We start from the raw sequence: 15,418 nt of genomic DNA, 5'->3' as shown, positions 1-15,418 counted from the left end.
CCTAGCCGCCGTCCCTAACCACGGCGGCCGCCCTGCTGCCAGCGACCGTTGCGTACCGGCCCGCTGAACATGGCGACCCAGAACACCATCCACAGCAGCCAGGGAGCGACCAGGAGCACGGACGACACGACCAGCCCGAGCATCAGTACCGGGATGATCCACAGGAACGGCGGCGGTGCGCCGGCCCGGGTGCGGGGATGGCGCCGCCCTCGGCCTTGCTGCTTCGCCACCAACTCCGGGAGGTCGGCGAACAGCAGCTCGACCTCATCGGCGTACCGGGCTCTGGTGGCCTGGTCGCTGCGCTCCTCGAACTCGTCCTGCGTCAACCGCCCGGCTACGAAGTGCTCACTCAGCTCCTCGACGGCCGTATCGCGCTCGGCATCACCGATCCGCAGCGAACCGCCTTGGACGGGACCACCCCAAGCGGGGTCGCGTCGCTCCGGTAGGTGTTCGCTCATGACCGGCCCCGGGCATCCGTACCGGTGTCGTCATCGTCATCGGCGAGGATCGAGTACAGCGAGCGCCGCAGGGTGATCAGCGCGTCGCGCGCCTTCGCCTGCTGCTCGGGCGAGCCCGCGGCCATGATCTGCCACATCGCCGTCGCCACCTGCCCGAGGATCGGCTTGATGCCGTTCTCGTCCTCCTCTGGCGCCGACATCGCTTCCCAGGGAGCCGAAACCTCGTCGGCGTGCTCGGCGACATAGGAGCGACCCTCGTCGGTCAACGTGAACGTCCGCCGACCGGTCGCCGCGTCGGCCGTCACCAGCCCCTCGTCCTCGAGCTGCTGCAACGTCGGATAGATCGAACCAGGGCTGGGCTTCCAGACCCCACCGCTGCGCTCGGCCACCTCCTGAATGATCTGGTAACCATTCATCGGCTGCTCCGCCAGTACTGCGAGGATCGCCGCCCGTACGTCGCCCCGCCGCGCCTTCGGAGCCCTGAACCCGCGCGGCCCACCCCACGGCGGCCCACCGAACCCAGGACCGCCGAACATGCCCCAGGGATGCTGCCCACCGAACGTTTGCTGCCCGCCGCCGCGCCGCCCGGTCATCGCGGCCCGCAACTCTTCCTTGATTTCCTCGAATCCCACACATCCACGCCCGAACCCGGGCCAGCCACCGACGTACGCCGATCCACCCATCCCAATCACTCCTCACCGAGCCATCACGATAATCCGACGATATATCGCGAACGCCCACCACCCAAGGACCTGCAACCTCCGGCCGGAACCCTTAGCCGACTCTCAGTTTCCCCGTCAGCCGAAGCTTCCGAATCCGTTGCTGTTGGCAACTTCTTTGCCGACCGTTTGGAGCGCTTTGTTACGGTGGGTAATTCCCTCCTAGCCGACGACGACTGAAGGGTCATCTGATGGGCATCTTCGACAGCCTGAAAGACAAGGCGTCCGAACTACTGCAAACCGCCACCGAAAAGGTCACCGACGCGACCGGCGTAGACCTCGGCGGCGTCACCGACAAGGTCACCGAAGCCACCGGCGTGGACCTCGGCGGCGTGGCCGACCAGGCCACCGAATCCGCCGAGGGCCTCACGGAATCCGCCCAGGGCTATGCCGACACGGCCGGCGACCAACTCGCCGGCACCACCGGCATCGACGTCCCCACGGAGGGCGTCGTCGACCAGGCAACGGACCAGTTCAAGCCCGGCCAGAACTAGCCAGGATGGCGGCGGCTGCAGTGCGAGCGACAGTCGCCGCCGAGGGATCGTGGTCCGCACTCGCCGCCACGCTCGCGGCGTCGTACAGCAGATGTAGTTCGCGCCCGACCGTTTCGTGATCCGGTACGCCGGCCTCGGCGGCCAGCTCCGTGAACAGAGCGCGAACCCACGTGCGGTAGTCGGCGTGTGCACGCTCGACAAGACTTCCGGGTGCCGCCTCCGCGCTGGCGGCGAGGAAGGGGCAGCCGTTGTAGCCCGGTGTGGCGAACACGTCGCCTTGTACCTCGAAGATCCCCAGCAGCCGCTCGCGCGGAGTACCGAAGCGGGACAGCCCTTGGGTGATGGCAGCTTCGATGGCGGTCCGCCGTGCCCCGAGGTAGGCGAGCACTAGCGCTTCCTTGCTGCCGAAGACCGTATAGAGGGACTTCTTGGAAGCGCCGGCACGCTTGGCGATGCGATCGACGCCGACTGTCTGGACGCCCTCGCTGTAGAAGAGTTCGTCAGCAGCGGCCAGCAGGCGCTCCTGCGTACTAGTACTGCGCATGCCGTTTCAGCTCGAGACGTTGAGCGCTTCGACCGGGCCGGAGAGCGCGGCCTTGAAGTGCCGGCTGGAGTCATCCGCGATCAGCTCGGAGTCGCCCTTCTCCAGTGCCGCAACGATATCCGCGGCCACAATGCGCGGATCGTTCTTGGCGCCGTCGATCTGACTGACCAGCTCGGTGTCGGTCAGGCCGAGCTGAACGCCGAGTACCTGCGTGCCCTGTGCGGTGAGTTCCGCCCGCAGCGTGTTGGTGATCGAGATCAGGGCGGCCTTCGCGGCGCCGTACACGCCGGACCCGGGGAAGCCGGCGATCCATGCCGTCAGTGAGTGGAGGTTGACGAGCGCGCCACCGCCGTTGGCGGCCAGCACGGGCGCGAAGGCTTTCGCGACGCGCAGCGGCCCGAACGCCACGATCCCGAAGACGCGCTCGACCTCCTGCTGATCGTCCTGCAGCAGCGGTCCGAACGTCATGATGCCGGCGTTGTTGACGACGACGCTGACGTCGGTAGCGACCCGGGCGAGCTCAGCGGCGGCCTGCGGGTCCTCCAGCTCGAACGCCAGCGGGACGATCCTCGGGTCGGTGTCCGGTGACGGCGTGCGCGAGGTGACGTACACCTTCGCGGCTCCCGCCCGCAGCAGCTCCTGCGCGATCTCCTTGCCCAGGCCTCGCTGTCCACCCGTGACCAGGACGGTCGCTCCGCTGACGGTTGCCATCTCGTACTCCGTTCGATGAGCGCGCTCGGCCCATTGTGACCGAGGCGTAAGGCTATTTGCCTCTGTCAAGCATGCTGGCTTCCTTGACTGAAGTCAAGTAGTCTTTGGCTATGTCATGGACGGCGACCGAGAGGTTCGAGGCACGCTCAGGCCCGGGCGGCCTCGCGCTGGTACAGGATCTGGTCAACACCCATGCCGTCGAACGCGACGGAGCCGACCTGCTCGCCGATCACGCGACTGCACAGCGCTGGCTACGGGAGGCCAGTCGCCAGTGGGCCGCCGATCGCGGCCTGGAATCACCCGACTCGACCCTGCCCGAGTCCGACCTGCAGGCGCTGCGTGAGCTCCAGGCGAGTGTGCAGGAAATGCTCGCGATCCCTCCCGACGAGCGCGCCGCCGACGCGGCCGCCGCACCATCGGTTGTCACCCGTCGCGCCCAGGTCCAACTCGTCACCGACGAACTCGACCGGGTCGCCATGATCCCCGTCGGCACCGGCGCAGACTGGCTCGCGTCAGCCGTCTGGTCGGAGATCCTGCTGGCCCAGCGCACCGGCACCTGGCCCCGCGTCAAGCTGTGCCGCGAGCCCGGCTGCCGCTCCGCCTTCTACGACACCTCCCGCAACGGCAGCGGCGTCTGGCACAACGTCCGCACCTGCGGCAACATCACAAACCTCCGGGCCTCCCGCACCCGCAAGAAGACCCCCGCCACCTAAATCCGTGGCGTCAGCGTTGGCTACTCCCCGGGTGACTTGCCGCGACGAAATCTCGAGCGGAACTTCGAGTCGTACTCCAGCTGCACGAATCCCGAGGAGTGCACTCCCACCGCGACGAACCCCATCGTCAGGAACACGATCCCCGCAACGAGGGAGATGTGCCAGAAGGCCGCCGTGATGCCGACGAACGCCGAGCCCTGTGCGACTGCCTTGGCCACCCCGACGAACGGTGACTTGCTCGCCCGACGACGAAACGCCTCCTGCCGATTCAGCACCAGAAGCGCGGCGAGTAACGGTATAGAGACGGCGAACGCAACGACACAAACCATCGCCGCCGGGTCGAGCGAGTCCTCAGTCAGGAACGGCTGCACCACCACCAGCCCGGCAGCCGCCAGTCCGCCGTAGACCAGGTTGGACTGACGAATCCATTCCTCCTGGGTCGCCGGGTCGGAGACGGCACCTTCGACTTCCTGCCGAATGCGTTCGGCCTCGGCCTCGGCTTCCCTGAGACGCGCCTGCTCAGCCAGGGAGTCCTTGTCTACGTTCATGTGCTCATCTTCCCGAACCGTCGCCAGTCACCGCGATGCGGCCTCCCGCGCGTACGGCGCCACCCAGGTCCGGTGGCGCCGTTTGTTTCACTCTCCGGTGAGTGGGGTGCCGAGACCCTTCCAGCGGAAGTAGACCGGGCCGGGGAAGGTGTAGCCGGCGGGGACCTTGCCGAGGGACTGGATGACGGTGCCCTTGCCGTTGGCGTGGCCGAGGGCGTACAGGTAGCTGGACTTGGTGTCGCGGTCGATGCCGAGCAGGATGGTGCCGAGCTGGCCGCACTTCTGGGCGTGCATCGCCTCGAACCCTTGCCAGCCGGTGCTGCGGACCAGTTTGACGATCGGCTTCATCGAGGCGAACCCGGGAGCGGACACCTTGTTCAGCAACTTGCCCTTGACGACGGTCCAGCGCAGCAGGACGCCATCGTTGCACAGTGCGTAGAGGTTGCGCCGGGTGACGTGTGCGTCTGGCCCGAGCCTTGGTAATCGGCCTCCTCCAACGCGATTATGTTTCCCCACCACCCCCGATCCGTATCGGGTCGGGGCCCGCCGCGCCGGTGCCTGCCGACACGTAGTGGGTCCAGTACAGCCCGTCTCCGATGATGAGGTCGCCGGTCAGGCTGGACCCTTCGGCGCCAGGTCCTTCGACCGGCCATGCCCGAACCACCATCGAGCTGCTGAGCTTCACCTGCCCAGGCTCGAAAGCGCCGCCCGCGACTTCACCGGACGTGGTCGCCCTCCGCGGCACGTGCGAGATCACCGTCCGCAGCAGATGGTCTCCGCCGGCGCTCACCGTCCCGCTGTCCAGTGAGCAACTCGCCGCTTCCGCAGCTGTCGCAGACCGCGCGCACCGCTGATCAGTCCCGGTGACCCTTCAATCGGCGGCTGACCGCACGCTCGGTCTCCCGGGTCGCCTCGCGCTCGGCGAGCGCGTCCCGCTTGTCCCAGGTCTTCTTGCCGCGTCCCAGGGCGATCTCCACCTTCGCGCGACCGTCCTTGAAGTAGAGGACCACCGGGACGATCGTCAGCCCGCTCTCGTTGACCTTGCGCTCGATCTTGTCGATCTGCGCCCGATGCAGCAGCAGCTTCCGCTTGCGGCGTGAGCCGTCGTTGAACCAGCGGGCCTGGGAGTACTGCGGGATGTGCACGCCGTGCAGCCAGATCTCCCGGTTCTCGACCTGAGCGAAGCCGCCAACCAGCGACGCCCGCCCGGCACGAAGCGCCTTCACCTCCATCCCCTGCAACACGATCCCCGCCTCCCAGGACTCGCCCAGGTGGTACTCGTGCGCAGCCTTGCGATTACGCGCCACCACAGGCTCAGCCTCAGGCTTCTTCACACCCCAATTCTGCCCCAACACCCCGACAACCACTCTGACCCCGGCCCTCACACCTGAGCCGCAGCAACCACGCCGAAAGACCAAGAGCACCCACAGAGGAGCTACATGGAGAGGTTCATCGCGGTGGGTGCCCCTAGCCGAACGTCTTACGAACACCCCAATTCCGGTCAGATCTGGACAGAGCGTGCGCCAAGGCTTCCCTTCGTTCGGGCAGGGAGGCGTCGGCTGGCCCGGAAGTCCCTGTCTTCCAGTGCGGCTGTGGTCGCAGCCTGGGCCATGGGCGCAAGTTCGCCAGTCAAGGGCACTACAACGTATGGCGCGCCCAGCAGCGCCAAAGCTCCAGAAAAAGCCTGTAGACGCCAAAAACACTCCCGCCAAGGATTGGCCAGGCATCGCACGCGAAGATCTTGAGACAGCGCTTCAGTCGCAGCTCTGAGCGCACGCAGGCCTTCGACTTCGATGAGCCAGACTTCATCGACGCTACCGACCTCTGAGCATCCGCGATGTGCCCGTGGGCTGTCGCCGGCGGCTGCATTGGCGGATGATCTGACATACAGCTCCCATTTGCACCCCCACAGTGTCTAGAAGGGCCGCAGCGGCGGGCCCCTCGAGCGCGTCGAGGAAGGTGTCGATGTCTGACCTCAATCAGTTCTCGCCGCAACTGGCCGAGATCCTCCGTGACGCATACCGGACGGTGAGCTACCTGCCTGCAGGCCAGCGTCGCAAGCTCTACAACCAGTGGCGGGTGACGATGGGGACCATTGCGCCAGTCGATAGCTTCTACGTGGCGTTCTTCCGTGACAACCAGTACCTGGTCCTGCCCTATATTTTCGACACGCCGAAAGAGGAACCTCCAGGGCATCAGACATATGGACCGGATCGGCTTGCAGCCTGGATAAAGAAGAACGCGAAGCCCTATCTGTACGGCATGGACGACGGACAGCTACTCAACCGGGGCCACTCGTTCGGCGATCAGGAACGACTGTCCCGTGACGCCATCGCGGTTCCTCTGCTTGAGCCGTCCGTCGACGGACCAACTGTTATCGGGCTCGCCTCGATGCAGTGCTACCAGTCTGGCGTCTACAACGAGGAGATCGCCCGAGCCTTTCAGTGGCTAGCCGAGAGTGTGGTCAGGGCACTAGCGCGAGAACGGGAGGATGTCGCTCAGGAGACCAGGTTGTTTGGCGGTGGCGACCTGAGCGTTGGGCCTATGTCTGTCGTAGATGTCGTCGAAGCGTTTGGCCACCGGCTGGAGCAGCTGCGCAGCAAGATCATCGGCATCACAGAGAACGACCTATCCGACCAGGAGGCTGTACTGCGTGAGGTCAGCGGCTTGCGGGACATGTGCGAGCGCGCGCAGAGCGAGATGAACGAGCTGTTGATGAGGCCGTCAGTTGAAGCTCAGATCTTCTTGGACAAGCTCACATCACGCGAGCAGGAGGTCGCGCTTCTCATGGCCGACGACCTCACCAATGAGGAGATCGCGAATGAGCTGGGAATCACGGTGCCAACAGTGAAGACCCACGTAACTCACGTCCTGGACAAGTTTGGGGTACGGCAGCGCGCAGCGGTGGCAGCCAAACTCCGTCCATACGGCTAGTTCCGAGTCGCCGGGCCGGTCCAGGCTTGGTCGCTGTACATCAGCACACTGCCTGACATCGACTTCTCGGACCGCCTATCCACGTCGAGATACGACTTTGTTGTAGGTCTGCCGTGCTTCAAGATCCACCTCTGTCTACTAGCGCTGCACCGTGTCCGTGGATCACGCTGGCAACCCCCGTACCACGGGACATTGAGCGACGGGAGCATCATCCGCGGTTCGGCAGTAGGTCTCATGTAGCGTTCAATATTGCATCGTGGGGGTTCAAATGGTTGTCAAAGCCGTAAGGCGCGCGATCAACAGTCGCTCGTTACATTCGTTTATGGTCGGCGCCCTTATGCTTCATACCCTCGCCTTGGGTCCTCCTTATCTTAGTGGTGCCTACAATGAGCAGCAGGCGCGAATTCCGCGCCCTCTGGCTAGCGATGTCCAGGTGACCGGCGCTCCGGCTGCCGATGCGTCGGTCGATGTGGGCACCAAGGCCAGTCCGGTCACGGATGCACTGGCGAAGCAACTCGATCTGGATCGTCAGCTCTCTCGGAATGGCAAGGTTGGAGATAAGCGTCACGTAAGAACGCTAGACGAAAACCGTACCGGGAATCGAAAGACCTATCTCAATGCAGACGGAACCAAGACCCTGGAGTACAGCCTGGAGGAAGCTACTAGCTACCGGGAAAACGGCCACTGGAAAGACATTGATAGTACCCTGGTGCGGGATACGGCTGATGGCACCTGGAAGAGCAAAGCCAATGCTTGGCAGGGCAAATTCGGCGACGACGCCAGCGTAGAACTAATCAAGGCCGCGCAGCGATTGAGCTTTAAGCCGGTCGGCGGGCAGTCGGTGAAGCCGGTGGTGTCGGGCGAGGGCAAGGATCAGATAGTCACCTATCGCAACGTCTGGCAAGGCATCGACCTGGCCTACACCGTGACCGGATCCGAACTAAAAGAAGCGATCATCATTAAGAGCCGGGCTGCCGCCACTAGTTTCAGCTTCGACATGAGCGGCACTGGCATTGTGTCGGATCCTGATCGCCCCGGCTGGTTTAAGCTGACGGGCGAGTTGAGTGATTTCTCTATCGCTGCCCCAACCGTCGCCACGCAGAAGCAGGGAGTTGTAGGAGCCGATCCATATGTCATCCAATCACTGAGTGGCAACCGATTGACTATTGCCGTCCGTCAGAAGTGGTTGAGCGAGCTCAAAACAGATGAGTTCCCTGTGATCGTTGATCCAACCTATGTATCGCAAAGCGGCCCGAGTAGTTCCTACGTGAACTACAAGTCGGACGGCTTTGTTTGCTGGCCGGGACAAGGCTGCGGGAATAGCACCGGCAGCGTCAGCAACAAGTGGTGGCGATTCATGTACCACGTCGATCTGAGTCCCATGGCCAACAAGTACGTCGTGGAAGCCAATTTCCACGTTGAGATGCCCAACTGCTCGACCCCTAGCTACGGCAATTGTAGCGGTCACTACATTGAGGTCAACCGCGGCAACTGCATGGGCTTTTGGTGTATCGACCCCAACGCTCCATCGACTAACCAGTGGAACGGATCGAGCTACGACATCAACCTCAGCTCGCTGTATCGCTACTTGGTCCAGGGTAACGACCTCAGCAACTGGCAAATCGTGCGCGGTGAAGAAGCCTACAACAACTACTACTCATATAAGTTGTTTGCCTACGACCGTACCCAGGTATGGTTCAATTATGAGGGCCTGCCGAACCCCAGCACGGTTGTGTCTCCGGCCAATGACGGGATCTCTGTCACCAACCAGCCAACTCTCAAGTCGACGGTTGCTACAGATACCGACGCTGAAGGAATTGGGCCGATCAATTACCGCTACACCATCGCCACGAGTAAGACCGGCACCGGAGGTGGGACCAGCACGAGCCTAGGAGGCCAGCTGGCCAACTCAGGATTTACGACCACACCGAGCTGGACTGCGCCGGATAATGTCCTCCAGGACGGGACCACTTACTATTGGCAGGTTGAAACGTCAGATGGTTACCCTGGAGCGGCGACGACGTTTAGTCCGGTCTACTCCTTCAAGGTCGACCTGCGTAACGGCAAAGACAGCACCCAGGCTTTTGACGGCATGGGGCCGGTTAGTGTTGATCTGGCAACGGGCAACCTGACGACGAGCGCAAAGACCCATTCCATCGCAGCACTTGGCGGCAGTCTTGGTGTCAGCCTGGACTACAACTCGCCTCAGCGTTCACGGCCCGGTCTCGTCGGTCAGTATTGGAACGACCCGGGAGCGACGCGCGTCTTCCCGAGCACAGCGCCAGCCATTACGCGGGCTGACCCCAATGTTGATTTCAACTGGGGCAGCAATAGCCCATACACCGGTGTCGTCTCCACAGACAACTTCTTGACGCGCTGGAGCGGCTACTTCGTCGCACCGCAAGCTGGGACCTACCAATTTGGTGCGACTTCCGATGACGGCTCACGCATCTACGTGAACAACACACTCAACTACGATGGTTGGGCTGGCTCGCAGACGAACGCGTTTGGCACGGGGGTAGCACTGTCCGCCGGCCAGGTAGTCCCAGTCACCTTTGAATACTTCGAAGCGACGGGCAACTCAAGTACCCAGATGTTGGTAAAAACTACGGACGGCTCGATCACGTCGAGGGTGATTCCAACCGACTGGCTCCAGACCGGTGTCCGTCCAGTCGCTACGCCTCATGGTCTGATCGGCCGCTACTACACCGGCAGCACCTTCCCGGCCAGTGATACGGACGTAAGCACCCAGTTCTTGTCACGCACGGACCCGACACCTTCGGCAAACTGGGGTGGCGATTCGCCCGTACCAAACGGTCCCAAGGACAACTTCGTGGTGCGGTGGAAGGGGTACTTCAAGGCTCCTCAGGCCGGAAGCTACAAGTTTGGCGGGTGGGCAGATGATGGCATCAAGATCATTGCGCCCAACAACGGCGGCACCCAGGTGGACAGCTGGTCGACCAATACCTCCAGCCCTGTCTGGGCGGCCAGTGGTATCTCGATGACCGCCGGGCAAACGATTCCGATCACCGTTGAGTTCAAGGAGGTTGGCGGTGCGGCCAACCTCGGTCTGCACGTCGATGGACCAGGTATCGACAAGGCCCTTCCGGTGCCGAGTGCTTGGCTTCTGCCGAAGGCCCAGGTGTTGCCAGACGGCTGGAACTTGGGCATCGACGCCGATGGCGACCTGGGCTACGACTTCGCCGTCATCGGTCAGAACAGTGTGGTATTGAACGACTCAACGGGTGAGACCCACGAGTATAAGTTTGCTAATGGCGGGTTCACTCCACCTGTCAACGAGAGCGGCCAGATGGTCCGCAATGGCGATGGCACGGTTACCCTGCAAGACAGCGATGGCCGGACCTACGTCTTTAACTCCGATGGCACTCTCAAGCTCAGCACCAACCCGGCAGACGATCGCACTCCCGCGGCGCTCCAATACGCCTACAGTGGGTCTCCGGCACACCTGACGCAAATCACCGATCAGGTCGATCCAAACCGATGGGCCAAGCTGTGGTATTCGGGTGACGCGAGCTGCCCGAGCGTGCCAAGCGGCTTCGTTGCCCCGCCGGCGGGCATGATCTGTGGAGCTTCTACCTCAGACGGCCAGTACACCAAGTTCCTTTACGCCAACGACCCCTCCAATATTCCGCGGCTATATCGGGTAGAGCTTCCTGGCGGCGAGATCACCGACTACGGCTACCTACCCGATAACGGCACGAACTCTTGCCCTGGCTGCCTCAGCAGCATGCGTGACTCTCTGGCCAATGACGCCATAGCGGCGGGCTTGAGAACGCAAAACACCGACGAGAAAACCGACATCGTTTACGACGCGCTTGGTCGGACCACCAGCATCACTATGCCTGCGGCCACGGCATCCGCGACCCGGCAGGCACACACCTACGATTACCAAATTGGCTCCACCAAGACCCATGTTGCAAATGCCACGGAGCCTAACGGGTTTAGTCGGATGGTGGCGTACGACAGCACGTTCCGTACCACTGCCGATACCGACATAGCTAACTTGACCTCTACGACGGCCTGGGACGTGGATGCCAATGGTGCACCGCGCAAGGACCTGGTGCTGTCGTCTACGGATCCGACTGGCCTCAAATCCGCCACGCTCTACGACTACGCCGACCGTCCGACTGATCAGTATGGTCCGGCCCCCAGTGCGTGGTTCGGCGCAGACCGGAAGCCGTTGGCGGCTAACGACGCTCAAATGCCACACACCCAGACCGGCTATGACGGATCGATCCAAGCCGCAGCCGTCGCGTACTTCCAAGTTGGCACCGCCACTAATGGTACCGGCGTCGCCACCAAGGTATTGGAGGGAGCGCCCAAGCTACATGCCACCGGCATCGGCGTAGCAAACGGCGACCTCAACAAGTCTTGGACAACCAGTCCCGTCACGGTCGACGCCGGCAAAGGCTGGGGTATGACCATCACCGCGGATGTTCACCTGACAGCCAACGGCACGTACACCTTCCCGACGGCATCAGACGACGGTCTGAGGCTCTTCGTCGATGACACGCTCGTGGTCGGCGACTGGAACGATGGCGTCCTCCGCAACAACCCCGGCTCGCACACCTACGTGAACACGCAGGGCGACTCGTATCACCGCATCCGGGTCGACTACTACAACAAGCTAGCCTCCGAGACCGATGCTCACATCGACGTCAACATCATTCCGCCTGGCGGTTCCAACATCCCCATTGGCCAGTTCCTGAAGCCGCACTATGGCTTGGCTACCAGCCAAACAACGTATGACTCAAGCACGGCCGTCGGCGGAGGAACCAACGTCACCGCCACCACTAACTACGGCGCCAACCCTGAGCTCGGCCTAGCCCAATCCAGCACGCTCGATTCGACTGGTCTCAACTACACCAGCTCGAGCACCTACGAGACTCCGGGACCGGGCAGCTATCTCCGCCAGCTGTCCAAGACTCTCCCTGGTGGCACGGTCACCAACTACGCCTACTACGTCGCCACCGATACGAAGGACAACCCCTGCACCACCGGCACCACTGAGGCCTACAGACAAGCCGGAATGCTCAAGCTCAAGACTGAAGCTGACCCGGACGGGGCTGGTGCCCAGACCGGTCGCACCACCGAGACCATCTATGACGACGCCGGCCGGGTCGTAGCTACCCGCTACAACGCAGACTCCTGGACTTGCACCACTTACGACACCCGCGGCCGCGTCACTACGGTTGCTATCCCGGCCTTCAATGGCGCTCCTGCTCGCACCGTCACCAACAACTGGTTGGTCGGCGCCAACCCGTTCGTGGTTAGCTCCAGCGACGCCAACGGCACCATCACTACCACCAGCGATCTCTTGGGCCGCACTACTAGCTACACCGACGCCCAGGGCAACACCACCACGACCAGCTACGACACACTCGGACGCCTCAGCTCCCGCTCCGGTCCGCTCGGCGCAGAAGTGTTCGTCTACGACAACTTCAACCGACTCACCAGCCAGAAGCTCGACTCGGTAGTGATCGCCACCCCTGGCTACGACGCCTACGGGCGGCTGTCGGGCGTCACATACCCAACCGCCGGGTCCCAGGCGCTGACCATCTCTCGGGACGCCCTTGGCCGTACCACTGGCACCGACTACACGCTGGGCAACGGCACAACGCATCTAACCGACACGATCACCCGCAGCCAGTCTGGCCAGATCATCTCTGGTACTGAGCTTGGCGCTAGCAAGGCCTATAGCTACGACAAGGCCGGTCGTCTGACCGCTGCCACGATTGGCGCCAATAGCTACGCCTACGCCTTTGGTACGCCAACGGCTTGCTCGGGCGCCTACAACGCCAACGCAGGCAAGAACTCGAATCGCACCAGCCAGACCATCAACGGTGCTACCACCACCTACTGCTACGACCAGGCCGACCAGCTAGCCCAAAGCTCCACCAATAAGATCGATGTGCCGGTCTACGACGCCCACGGCAACACCACCCAACTTGGTACCAGCTGGGGCGGCGGGACTGTCACTCAGTTCACCTACGACTCGTCCGACCGCAACAGCCGCATCAGCCAAAACTGGGGCCAGGAGCAGGTCGACTACAACCGCGACGTCCAGAACCGCATCATCTCTCGGTTCACTAGCGGCACCAACACCAGCTCCACCTGGTACGGCTTCACTGGTGCAGGCGATACCCCGGACTTCACTCGCGACTCCAACTGGAATATCACCGAGAAGTACTTCCAGCTCCCCGGTGGCGTCCTCCTCACCAAGCGATCCGCTAGCACAGTCTTCTCCCTCGTCAACGTCCACGGTGACGTCATGGCCACCACCGACGCCTCCGGCGCTCAGACCGGCACCTTTACCTACGACCCGTTTGGCAACCCTGTAGCAACCAGCCCCAACAACACCGCTACCGGCTCCACCTACGGCTGGGTAGGTCAACACGAGAAGGACACCGAGTCGGCCTTAGCTCTCGCCCCAACCCAGATGGGCGCGAGAGTCTATATCGCAAGCATTGGCCGGTTCCTATCTGTTGACCCAGTGGAGGGTGGGACTCCTAATAACTACGTCTATGTCACGGATCCAGTTAATGAATTCGATTTGGATGGAAGATCGGCGTGGAAATACCTATGGAATAGCGACAAGGTTCAGGGCTGGGCACATAAAGGCATCGACAAGGCAATTGGGGTAGGAGCTGCAGCGGCAACAGTAGCGTGTATCGCATCTGTAGCATGTGGAGTTGGAGTGGGAATTCTCGCGGTGACGACAATTGCTGTTGCGGGAACTGCCGCACATTACGGATTGGCGCAGAAAGGATCGAGCAATGCAAGTTACAAGTCCAGAAGCGCTATCTCATGGGCCGGTAGATCTACTAGGAACGCTGCATCTGGGGCGCTGTGTGGAGTGGTCATAGGAACGGGTTGCGGGATCACTGGCTTTATAAGCCCCGCGCGCGGCAGCCTACTCTGGCAAGTTCCTCTTAGATCTCGACCAAGGGGACTATATAATGTAAGCAGGTATTTGATTAAAAGCTTCGTCAAGAAGCGATAAGGCGAGGTAAGAAGGTTGAAAACTGCAGATAGGTCTATTAGGGCATGCGTGTGCGGTAAGATATCAAGCGCAACTTTCTATGGTAACTCCGGTGCAAGAGCTGCCCTATCATCGAGGCCAATTGATGTTGGCTATGGTGTAGCTCTATTCATTGGCCTAGAGGTCATACTGCTAGTCGCCGCGACTCCTCTTGCAATATTTCCCGCCGCGTTTGTGCTCACACTTCTAATCCGTTACCCTTAGCCAGGATGGCTGGGGGTAGCGGATTATCATGCTCTGTCAGATGGGCGGTCGTAAGTGTTTTTGGAGTGGGAAATTCATCGGGTTTCCAATATGAGATGCCCGCTTACGAGAGCGAGCAGAACGACGTGAATCGTGGCCGTCTGAGAGGCGCAAAGACGCCATCATCGACGTAGCCCGCCGTCAGTTGGTCGCTGTTCAGAGTCGCCCTGTTGACGAGGCGGTGTCGCGCATCGCCCAGGGGGCGCATGTATGACGGCGACACCTCGAAACACCATCCTCATCAGGGACGCCCGCGACCAGTTGAGTCAGCTAGCAAGCTCCAGCGTCGATTGCGTGGTCACCTCGCCTCCGTACTAGCCCTGCGCGACTACCACGCCGATGGTCAGCTCGGCATGGAGTCGGATGTAGGCGGATGGGTCGCCAACCTCCAGGCGGTCATGCAAGAGGTGCCCGCGTCCTGGTCCCCAGCGGCTCCCTGTTCCCTAACCTCGGTGACAGCTTCTCTCGCCATCCGAAGTACGGCGCGCCAGCCAAGGGCTTGCTACTGGCTCCAGAACGCTTGCTATTGGCGCTCGCCGACGATGGCTGAATCGTGCGCAACAACCTGGTCTGGGCCAAGACCAATTCGCTGCCCAGCTCCGTGTCCGACCGCTTCAGCCTGACCTATGAGTCCGTCTACTTCCTGGTCCGGCAACGCAGCTACTTCTTCGACCTCGACGCCCCCGCATCGCCCGGCCTCGCCGGTCTATCGTGGCCCGTTCCGAGTGGGCCGTGGCTCGTGGTGGTCTTGCTCTGGGCAACCAGCCGGTGGAGAAGGGTCGGTCCTGTACCTGGCCCTGGAAGACGGCGACTGACGGATGAAGGCACGGACTCGGTTGGTGTACGACGACGAGGCGCTGCCCCCGGAGTTCTGCTACGGGACCCGCTTGCCGAAGGGCACCAGCGTGCTCGGCTTCATGGCGGCCTACATCGAGCGCTACCCAGACGTGCGGCCTGATTTGTATCGACACTCTGGGCAAGATTCGGCCGC

12 protein-coding genes are annotated in these 15,418 nt (G+C 62.3%); 4 read left to right on the top strand and 8 right to left on the bottom strand.

All coding sequences use genetic code 11. The features are described from left to right. Nucleotides 1–14: 14 nt before the first annotated feature. Entirely contained in the window at nt 15–458 is a 444-nt protein-coding gene (locus G3I17_RS37585; protein ID WP_164603876.1) for a DUF1707 domain-containing protein, read from the bottom strand. Then, entirely contained in the window at nt 455–1,141 is a 687-nt protein-coding gene (locus G3I17_RS37580; RefSeq protein WP_164603874.1) for a PadR family transcriptional regulator, read from the bottom strand. Before G3I17_RS37580 ends, G3I17_RS37585 begins: the two co-directional genes overlap by 4 nt. A gap of 227 nt (nt 1,142–1,368) precedes the next feature. Here G3I17_RS37580 and G3I17_RS37575 point away from each other — a divergent pair, with 227 nt between their 5' ends. Next, nucleotides 1,369–1,671, top strand: coding sequence for a hypothetical protein (locus G3I17_RS37575; RefSeq protein WP_164603872.1), 303 nt, complete (start codon nt 1,369–1,371; stop codon nt 1,669–1,671). Here G3I17_RS37575 and G3I17_RS37570 read toward each other — a convergent pair. After that, entirely contained in the window at nt 1,652–2,215 is a 564-nt protein-coding gene (locus G3I17_RS37570) for a TetR/AcrR family transcriptional regulator (RefSeq protein WP_164603870.1), read from the bottom strand. The two genes, G3I17_RS37575 and G3I17_RS37570, sit on opposite strands and share 20 nt — an antisense overlap. A 6-nt stretch (nt 2,216–2,221) precedes the next feature. Further along, on the bottom strand, nt 2,222–2,926 hold the full coding sequence (locus G3I17_RS37565) for an SDR family oxidoreductase (protein ID WP_164603868.1): 705 nt from the start codon (nt 2,924–2,926) through the stop codon (nt 2,222–2,224). Nucleotides 2,927–3,036: 110 nt separating this feature from the next. Here G3I17_RS37565 and G3I17_RS37560 point away from each other — a divergent pair, with 110 nt between their 5' ends. After that, a complete protein-coding gene (locus tag G3I17_RS37560; protein ID WP_164603866.1) occupies nt 3,037–3,639 on the top strand; it encodes a CGNR zinc finger domain-containing protein in 603 nt (200 codons plus the stop codon). Between the two features lie 20 nt (nt 3,640–3,659). Here the strand turns inward: G3I17_RS37560 and G3I17_RS37555 are convergent, their stop codons facing one another. The 4 genes from G3I17_RS37555 to smpB all read right to left on the bottom strand — a co-directional run bounded on the left by G3I17_RS37555 (nt 3,660) and on the right by smpB (nt 5,521). Beyond that, nucleotides 3,660–4,187, bottom strand: a complete 528-nt coding sequence (locus G3I17_RS37555; RefSeq protein WP_164603864.1) for a hypothetical protein — start codon at nt 4,185–4,187, stop codon at nt 3,660–3,662. Nucleotides 4,188–4,274: 87 nt separating this feature from the next. Continuing rightward, entirely contained in the window at nt 4,275–4,703 is a 429-nt protein-coding gene (locus G3I17_RS37550) for a hypothetical protein (RefSeq protein ID WP_164603862.1), read from the bottom strand. Next, a complete protein-coding gene (locus G3I17_RS37545) occupies nt 4,690–4,977 on the bottom strand; it encodes a hypothetical protein (protein ID WP_164603860.1) in 288 nt (95 codons plus the stop codon). The genes G3I17_RS37550 and G3I17_RS37545 overlap by 14 nt, the downstream gene beginning before the upstream one ends. Before the next feature lie 64 nt (nt 4,978–5,041). Further along, on the bottom strand, nt 5,042–5,521 hold the full coding sequence (gene smpB / locus G3I17_RS41405; protein ID WP_164603858.1) for an SsrA-binding protein SmpB: 480 nt from the start codon (nt 5,519–5,521) through the stop codon (nt 5,042–5,044). Between the two features lie 631 nt (nt 5,522–6,152). On the opposite strand from smpB, the gene G3I17_RS40190 reads away from it, so the two are divergent. Next, nucleotides 6,153–7,121: a LuxR C-terminal-related transcriptional regulator gene (locus tag G3I17_RS40190; protein WP_203591296.1), complete on the top strand. Its 969-nt coding sequence runs from the start codon at nt 6,153–6,155 to the stop codon at nt 7,119–7,121. 433 nt (nt 7,122–7,554) lie between these two features. Next, nucleotides 7,555–14,145 carry a PA14 domain-containing protein gene (locus G3I17_RS37530; protein ID WP_164603848.1) on the top strand — a complete coding sequence of 2,197 codons (6,591 nt, stop codon included), beginning with the start codon at nt 7,555–7,557 and terminating at the stop codon, nt 14,143–14,145. The last annotated feature ends 1,273 nt before the right edge of the window (nt 14,146–15,418 follow it).

Source organism: Streptomyces sp. SID13031 (assembly GCF_010548305.1).
Classification (GTDB): Bacteria; Actinomycetota; Actinomycetes; order Propionibacteriales; family Kribbellaceae; genus Kribbella.
Note: the sequence above shows the minus strand (reverse complement) of the source record. Positions and strands in the feature narration are given on the sequence as shown.

Bases quoted from the DNA above. Each gene is read 5' to 3' on its own strand.
- G3I17_RS37560 (WP_164603866.1), top strand. From the start codon at position 3,037: ATGTCATGGACGGCGACCGAGAGGTTCGAGGCACGCTCAGGCCCGGGC.
- G3I17_RS40190 (WP_203591296.1), top strand. From the start codon at position 6,153: ATGTCTGACCTCAATCAGTTCTCGCCGCAACTGGCCGAGATCCTCCGT.
- G3I17_RS37570 (WP_164603870.1), bottom strand. From the start codon at position 2,215: ATGCGCAGTACTAGTACGCAGGAGCGCCTGCTGGCCGCTGCTGACGAA.
- G3I17_RS37575 (WP_164603872.1), top strand. From the start codon at position 1,369: ATGGGCATCTTCGACAGCCTGAAAGACAAGGCGTCCGAACTACTGCAA.
- G3I17_RS37585 (WP_164603876.1), bottom strand. From the start codon at position 458: ATGAGCGAACACCTACCGGAGCGACGCGACCCCGCTTGGGGTGGTCCC.
- G3I17_RS37580 (WP_164603874.1), bottom strand. From the start codon at position 1,141: ATGGGTGGATCGGCGTACGTCGGTGGCTGGCCCGGGTTCGGGCGTGGA.
- G3I17_RS37565 (WP_164603868.1), bottom strand. From the start codon at position 2,926: ATGGCAACCGTCAGCGGAGCGACCGTCCTGGTCACGGGTGGACAGCGA.
- G3I17_RS37555 (WP_164603864.1), bottom strand. From the start codon at position 4,187: ATGAACGTAGACAAGGACTCCCTGGCTGAGCAGGCGCGTCTCAGGGAA.